Source organism: Flavobacterium sp., from assembly GCF_028712645.1.
Taxonomy (GTDB): Bacteria; Bacteroidota; Bacteroidia; order Flavobacteriales; family Flavobacteriaceae; genus Flavobacterium.
Window position 1 is genome coordinate 40,550 of the sequence record NZ_JAQTPQ010000001.1, and the last position, 6,820, is coordinate 47,369.

Annotated in this window: 4 protein-coding genes; all 4 read right to left on the reverse strand. The window is 37.9% G+C overall.

What is annotated here, in order from left to right; all coding sequences use genetic code 11:
• Positions 1–215: 215 nt before the first annotated feature.
• Positions 216–2,327, reverse strand: a complete 2,112-nt coding sequence (locus PHC28_RS00125) for a beta-galactosidase (protein WP_300095136.1) — start codon at positions 2,325–2,327, stop codon at positions 216–218.
• Between the two features lie 79 nt (positions 2,328–2,406).
• Entirely contained in the window at positions 2,407–2,535 is a 129-nt protein-coding gene (locus PHC28_RS00130; RefSeq protein ID WP_300095139.1) for a hypothetical protein, read from the reverse strand.
• A 63-nt stretch (positions 2,536–2,598) separates the two neighbouring features.
• Complete coding sequence (locus PHC28_RS00135; protein ID WP_300095142.1) at positions 2,599–3,708, reverse strand: SGNH/GDSL hydrolase family protein; 1,110 nt, start codon at positions 3,706–3,708, stop codon at positions 2,599–2,601.
• Positions 3,709–3,739: 31 nt separating this feature from the next.
• The coding region (locus tag PHC28_RS00140) for a glycoside hydrolase family 2 TIM barrel-domain containing protein (protein WP_300095145.1) at positions 3,740–6,820 on the reverse strand (3,081 nt) is incomplete at its 5' end.

Genomic DNA, 6,820 nt, shown 5'->3' on the forward strand with positions numbered 1-6,820 from the left:
TATGCGAATCAAGGGTTGAAATTCTAATTATCAAAACATTGATGCTCAAAGAAAGACTGAGAGCACCAATTTCTTTCTAGTTTCTTCTATTTGCATAAATAACAGCTACTAGATTGATATGTCATTGACAATCCATTCCCTTTTGAGCAACAACTTTATCTCTAGAAATAGTTATTTCTGGTTTTTCCATCAGAAGTATCTTTTTGACTTTCAATCTATAACTCGCTCCAAACTACTACTCCTGCAGGTTTTAATGTTTTTTCACCAACAAGGATTTTTGCAGTTGCTGATAAATTCATTGTATAATCATTTGAAGAATAATTTACTGCAAAGTTAAATCCGTCACGCCAGTAAACGTAAACACCTTCTGGATAGTCTTCTGTAGTAGCACCTGCATTTGTATAAATAGTTCTCAAAATATCTTTCTCCAGTTTTGAGTCATCTGTATCTACACCAATGTAGGTTACAGAACCTTTTCCCATTTTATGTCTTACAACAGCGGCTTTTCCTTTATAAAATTGATTGTTGTAAGTTGCAAGCACTTCTGTTCCTTTATCAGCCGTAAGCAAATCGGCCCAGTTGTTCCAATTATAATTGGTAGCGTTCATTAAAATTCCCCCATTTTTATAAGATGAAAGCATATCGGTAGCTTCAACATGTGCACCAATAAGATCAGATAATGGTGCTGCCCACTCTCCTTCCCAAATATGTCCATCACGGTTTCTTGTTGCAGTACGGCAAGTTAAAATCAAATGACCTCCATTATTAACATAGTTTTCCCATTTTTTAACCAAAACAGAATCTGCTAAATCATAAGCGGGTACAATTAAAAATTTATATTTAGAAAAATCCGTTTTCTCTGAAATCACTTCAGTAGGAGCCCCTAGAGATTTGGACATTTCTAAAAATTTTACAGGATAGCCCCATGTATCCCATTGATAAGTCAATTTTTGTCTATCAATAGCCCAATAATTATCCAAATCCCAAAGAATAGCAGTTGATCTTGCGACCAATTTCTCAGGCATTTTTTCATTAGGTTTGTATTGTTTTCGAAGTGATTTAACCTCCTTCATAAATTGTATGTATTCATTCCCTCCAGTAGAAACAGTTACTCCGTCTGGTTTCATAATTCCAGAATGGTATTGCTCTGAACTATAATTGATTTGACGAAACCTATAAGAGCAAGCTATTTTACCTCCAGCGGCAAAAGTGTGATACAACCACATTCGTACAGTACCTGGTAATAATAAAGGATTATAGCTTCCCCAATTCACTGGACCTGGCTGAATTTCCATAACACCAGAAACACCACCAACCGATTTATAATATTCGGCAGCGAAAAGAATTGACTTACCGTCGCCCAATCTAAACCCATTTTCTCCTATATTATTACTTCCACCATTAGGATAAGCCGTATAGGCTGCAAAATCCAATTTTTTGGTTCTTCTTGGGTCAGCACCAGTACAAATAGCCGTATAATTTGTTGTAATGTACTGATTATCTAAAATATATTCTCTCAAAATACCTGCTTGAAAATCAAGACAATCTGCTTGACAATCTGCAGAATAGCGTTTAAAATCGAGTAAAGCATGAGGATTGTTACCCCACCAACCTACTAAAGTGGTATTAGGTATTACAACCTCATCAAAATTAGTAAACCATTGACTCCAAAAAGCAGCTCCCCAAGCCATATTTAACGCCTCAATGGTTTGATATTTATTTTTAAGCCATTTTCTGAATGAAACTTGAGAATCTGGACTATAATCAGCAATTGCTGGCGGCTCATTGTCAATTTGCCATCCTACCACATTCTTGTTCTGTCCATAACGTTTAGCAAGTTCAGTAACAATATTTCCTAAAAACATACGGTATTTAAGGTTAACTGTAGAGTTTAAACCTCGAGTACCATTCTCTGCACGAATATAATGACCGTCCATAATAAAGGTCTCAGGATAATTAATACGCATCCATGAAGGTGTTGTTGCCGAAGGAGTACACATTACTATTTTTAAGTTGTTTTTCATACAAATGCTCACTACTTTATCCAGCCAAGCAAAATCATATTTCCCTTCAACGGGTTCCATTTTGTACCAAGCAAACTCTGCGAGATGCACAAATTCATAACCCATATCTGAAATTTTCTTGATATCCCGTTCCCATTGATTTTCGTTCCAATGTTCGGGATAATAATAAATTCCTGTAGCTATTAAATCTTTTTTAGGAAAAAATCTGTCAGCATTTTGGGATTGTACATTCCATCCAGCTATCATCAATGCGATGACAAATAGTATTTTAAATACTCTTATTTGATTACAACTTTTTTTCATTGATTCTTAATTATTTATTTTATTAATTACGACACTGTCAATTAAAAGATTATTTTTATATTTTAAAAAAATAAAGCAATTACTTTTTCTTTGGCAATTTCATACTTACTAATACTTCTTTCTGGTTTCGAAAAATAATCGCTTCGGTTTTATCTCCAATAGCCACCTTTTGAACTTCAAGTAAATCGCCACAATTATTGGTTTTCATTGAATTGAACAACAGAAGCACATTGTTTACCTGCAAGAACTTGGATGCAATCAAGCCAATATTTCATCTTTTAACAATTTTAATGCTTTCGCTACCAATTTTCAACATATAAATTCCAGCAGAAAATTTACTAACATTTACTGCATTGTGATCATTGTTTATTAAGCCCGATGACACTGTTTTTCCTGATAAATCAGAAATTGTGTAACGAACATTTTCGCTTTGATTATCTAAAATAACGCTTATAACCTCGCATACAGGATTGGGGAAAACAACAACTTTTTTAGATTTTATTTTATAATCTATTTTACTTAACACCAATAGGTTTAATTCTTTAGATACGATGCGTGTTTCATTACCTGCATTCAACTTGATAGACACCTTGTAAATTCCTGTTTCAATAATAGTCATTTCCTTTAGATTTCCTCCATCTACTGAGGCAACAGCTACACCGTCTTTATACCACTGATAGCCATCTCCATCTGGAGCTGTTATTTTACCATTTGCATAACTCACTTCGGGTTTTGGCATCAGAAGCATTTCTTGAACTTTCTGGGCAATTAGTCCAGCTCCTGTTACCGATGGATGTACAGCATCTGATTGAAACCAACTTGGCCAATGACCATCGAATGCAGTGTGTAAATCGATTAAATTGACCCCATTTTCTATGGCTACTTGTTTTATATCAACATTTACCTTATCAATATAGGAATTAGAAAGTCCCCAGCTACTGTTCTCGGCAGGAGCAATCAAACAAATACTTACTTCAGGTTTAGTAGAAAGAATTTGAAACGATTGAATCAATGCTTTATAATCGTTCCTGAAATTTGCATCGCTCCCGTCTAGAGCCCAAGGATAGGCATCATTAGTTCCAAGCGCAATTACAACAAGATCTGGATTGAAGGCAAGTGCATTAGTGTACTGCCCTGAATTCCAGTAAGAATATCCTTTTTTTTGTAGTAGTCGGGCGCTATCACCAAAATTGCCAAGTTGCCAAGAAGTTGTTCCTAAAAGCACCTGCATCTGACCTGGATAGCTTTCGGTTGAGGGATTTGACAACCCCAATCCATACGTAATACTATCGCCTACACAGGCTACTTTCTTTTTCTGTGCTGGAACCTGAAGCGATATCAAAATTCCCACTAAAAAAATTAAATTAAATTTTAATTTCATTGCTCATTTATTTTACTAATACTCTATTTTTTTACTTATCAAGTTTCATTTTGGCAACATCTCCCATATCTCCCATATTCCCAATATAGGGACGGATGGAAAAACTGAAGCTTGCTTTTTCTGTTTTCAACAAGTATTTATCCATTGGGCTTGGGCCGCAACTTCCGCCACCTAATCCGTTATGTTGCATATCAACAGTCAATATTGTTTGTTTTCTACGGGTCAATTCGTAGGGATGGTTTGCTTTCTCTAAATCGAACGGCGTGTAATGCAATGCACTAAAATCCATTTTATGGTCAGCAACAACCATCATTCCCACACCTTCATGATTGCTAACGGTAAACCAATTCACATTCGAGCGGTTACCGCAGTCCTGAGTACGCAAATAAGGCACAAACATATCATCTACCGTTGTTTTATAACGACCAATGGCAGCCGAACGCAGTCTGTCGCGATAATTTTCGTGTGGGCCAGCTCCGTAGAAAGTCACGTCTTCAAAACCTTCGGGCATTTGTAACAGGAATCCAAGTTTAGGTAATGGATAGTCTAGTTTGTCCGGATCAAAATCAGTAGTCACATCGACAAAACCGTTTCCATAAATTTTCCAAACAGTATGCTGACCCACGGCATAACCTTTGGACGATTTTGAATTAAGAGTCACATCAATTACAAGTGCGTCTCCCTGTTTGCTTACCGAAATATTTTTTACTGTCGGTTTCATGTTGTATAATGCTGCCTCTCGCCATTTAGGACCATAACCTCCTCCAAAAAAATAATCATTATCCACCTGTGCACGGAAAACATTCAGCATCGGACCAGCAATAGAAGCACTGCTCAAGGTGTCTTTGTAAATCGATTTTGCTTCAATGCGAACTCCATTAATGGCTTCGGGGTTAGTATGTAAAACTGTTTTGCCAAAATAATCCAAATCAGTAATAGTGCCCACTTTTTTATTGAATTTTAAGTTGAATGCTTTGCCGGAAACCTGTATCCAATCTCCGCTTTCATTATAAGAAAGTGACGACAAGCTTTGCGGACGAACGGGTTCAACAGCAGGCACGTTAAGCGGTACAGCCAACTGTTCCCAAGCAACAACATGTCCTCGTGTAGCCCATTTTTCGTCGGTGTGCAGTTTGAAAATTACTTTCAGGAAATAGTCACCGCCCGCTTTTAATTGCGGTTTGGCAAACGGAATGCTTACCTCTGCTGATTTTCCTGGTTCAAGATTAAGTGGGTTCATCGTTCCCGCTTCAATCACGCTGCCATCGCAACTCAATTCCCAAACTAGATCAAACTGATCAAGGTTGATAAACTGGTATTTATTTTTAATGCTTACTTTACCATTCAGTATATCCTGGGGCGTAATGGCAATGTACTGATAGACTTTTTTCACTTCTTCCAATTTGGGTGTAATGGCTCGGTCAGGTGTAGTCAATCCATTGGCACAGAAGTTCCAATCCGTTGGACGGTCTCCAAAATCGCCACCATAAGCAAAAAAGTATTCTCCGGGTTTTCCAGGCACTTCTTTTTTTAATCCTTGGTCAACCCAATCCCAGATGCAACCACCAATAAGTCGTTTGTGTTTTTCAATCACGTCCCAGTATTCCTGGAGATTTCCCACGGCATTTCCCATTGCATGTGCATATTCGCACATTAAAAATGGTTTAGGATCCTTTCGAGAACCAATTTCATCGATATACTCCACACTTGGATACATGTTCGATTCGATGTCGGCCACTTTGCTGTAACCTTCGTAATGAATGGGGCGAGATGTGTCCAATTGCAGCACTGCCTTGCGACAAGCTTCGAAATTAACTCCTGTTCCTGCTTCATTTCCGAGAGACCAAATGATAATGGCAGGATGGTTTTTAAACACCTCTACCATCGACACTTGCCTGCTGACATGTGCTTTCTCCCAACGAACATCATGTCCGAGTCCTTCTTTTCCAAAGCCCATACCGTGCGACTCCAAATCAGCTTCACTTATCATGTAAATGCCGTAACGATCGCACAATTTGTAAAAATCAGGATGATTGGGATAATGACTGGTGCGAACTGTATTGATATTAAACTGCTTGAATAACTTCACATCCTGCTCCATTATTCCGTACGAAACAGTACGTCCGTTTGCTGGATCAAGGTCGTGACGGTTAACCCCTTTGAGCAACACACTTTTTCCGTTTACCCAAAGCTGTGAATCCTTGATTTCAATTTTACGGAAACCAAAAGGAGTGGCAAGAACTTCGAGGATTTCGCCAGATGCGTTTTTCAGGACAAATACGGTTTGGTACAAGTTAGGTGTCTCTGCCGACCATAAATCGGGATGATCTACTTTAGTATTGATAGATAGTTCTGATGTCTTTTTACTTACTTCAGAAGCCGCAAGTTGTTTTACAAAAATAGGTTTTTCTCCTTTGTAACTTTGTCCGTCTTTCAACAAATACCCTTCAACAGAAACAGCTCCCTTGAATGCTTTATTTGCAAACGACAATTTCGCTTTGAGTATAGCAGAGGTAAAATCATCATTGAGTTCTGGCTGGACAAAAAAGTCTCGGATATAAAACTTTGGAGTTGAATATAAAGCCACATCACGAAAAATGCCAGCCAAACGCCAAAAATCCTGATCTTCCAGATAACTGCCATCGCTCCATTGATACACTTCAACTGCCAGCGTATTATTTCCTTTCTGGATATAAGGCGTGATGTCAAATTCGGCAGGAGTCATACCTTCCTGACTGTAACCCACTTTTTTTCCATTTACCCAAACGTATATGGCAGATTGCACTCCGGCAAAATTTAAAAAAATCTCGCGTCCAGACCAATTTTCAGGAATCACGAAATTGCGTCGGTAAGACCCCACAGGATTTGGCAATTCACTATTAGTCCAACCAGCGTATCCTGGTTCCATAATATAAGGTGGATTTTTAACAAACGGATAGGTTATGTTTGTATAAATGGGTTTGCCGTACCCTTTCATTTGCCAATTTGACGGCACTTCAATATTATCCCAGTAATTGACATTAAAATCAGTTTTGTAGAAATCAACCGGACGCATATCTGGTGATTTTACCCAGTTAAATTTCCAAGATCCGTTTAAACTCTGATAATACGG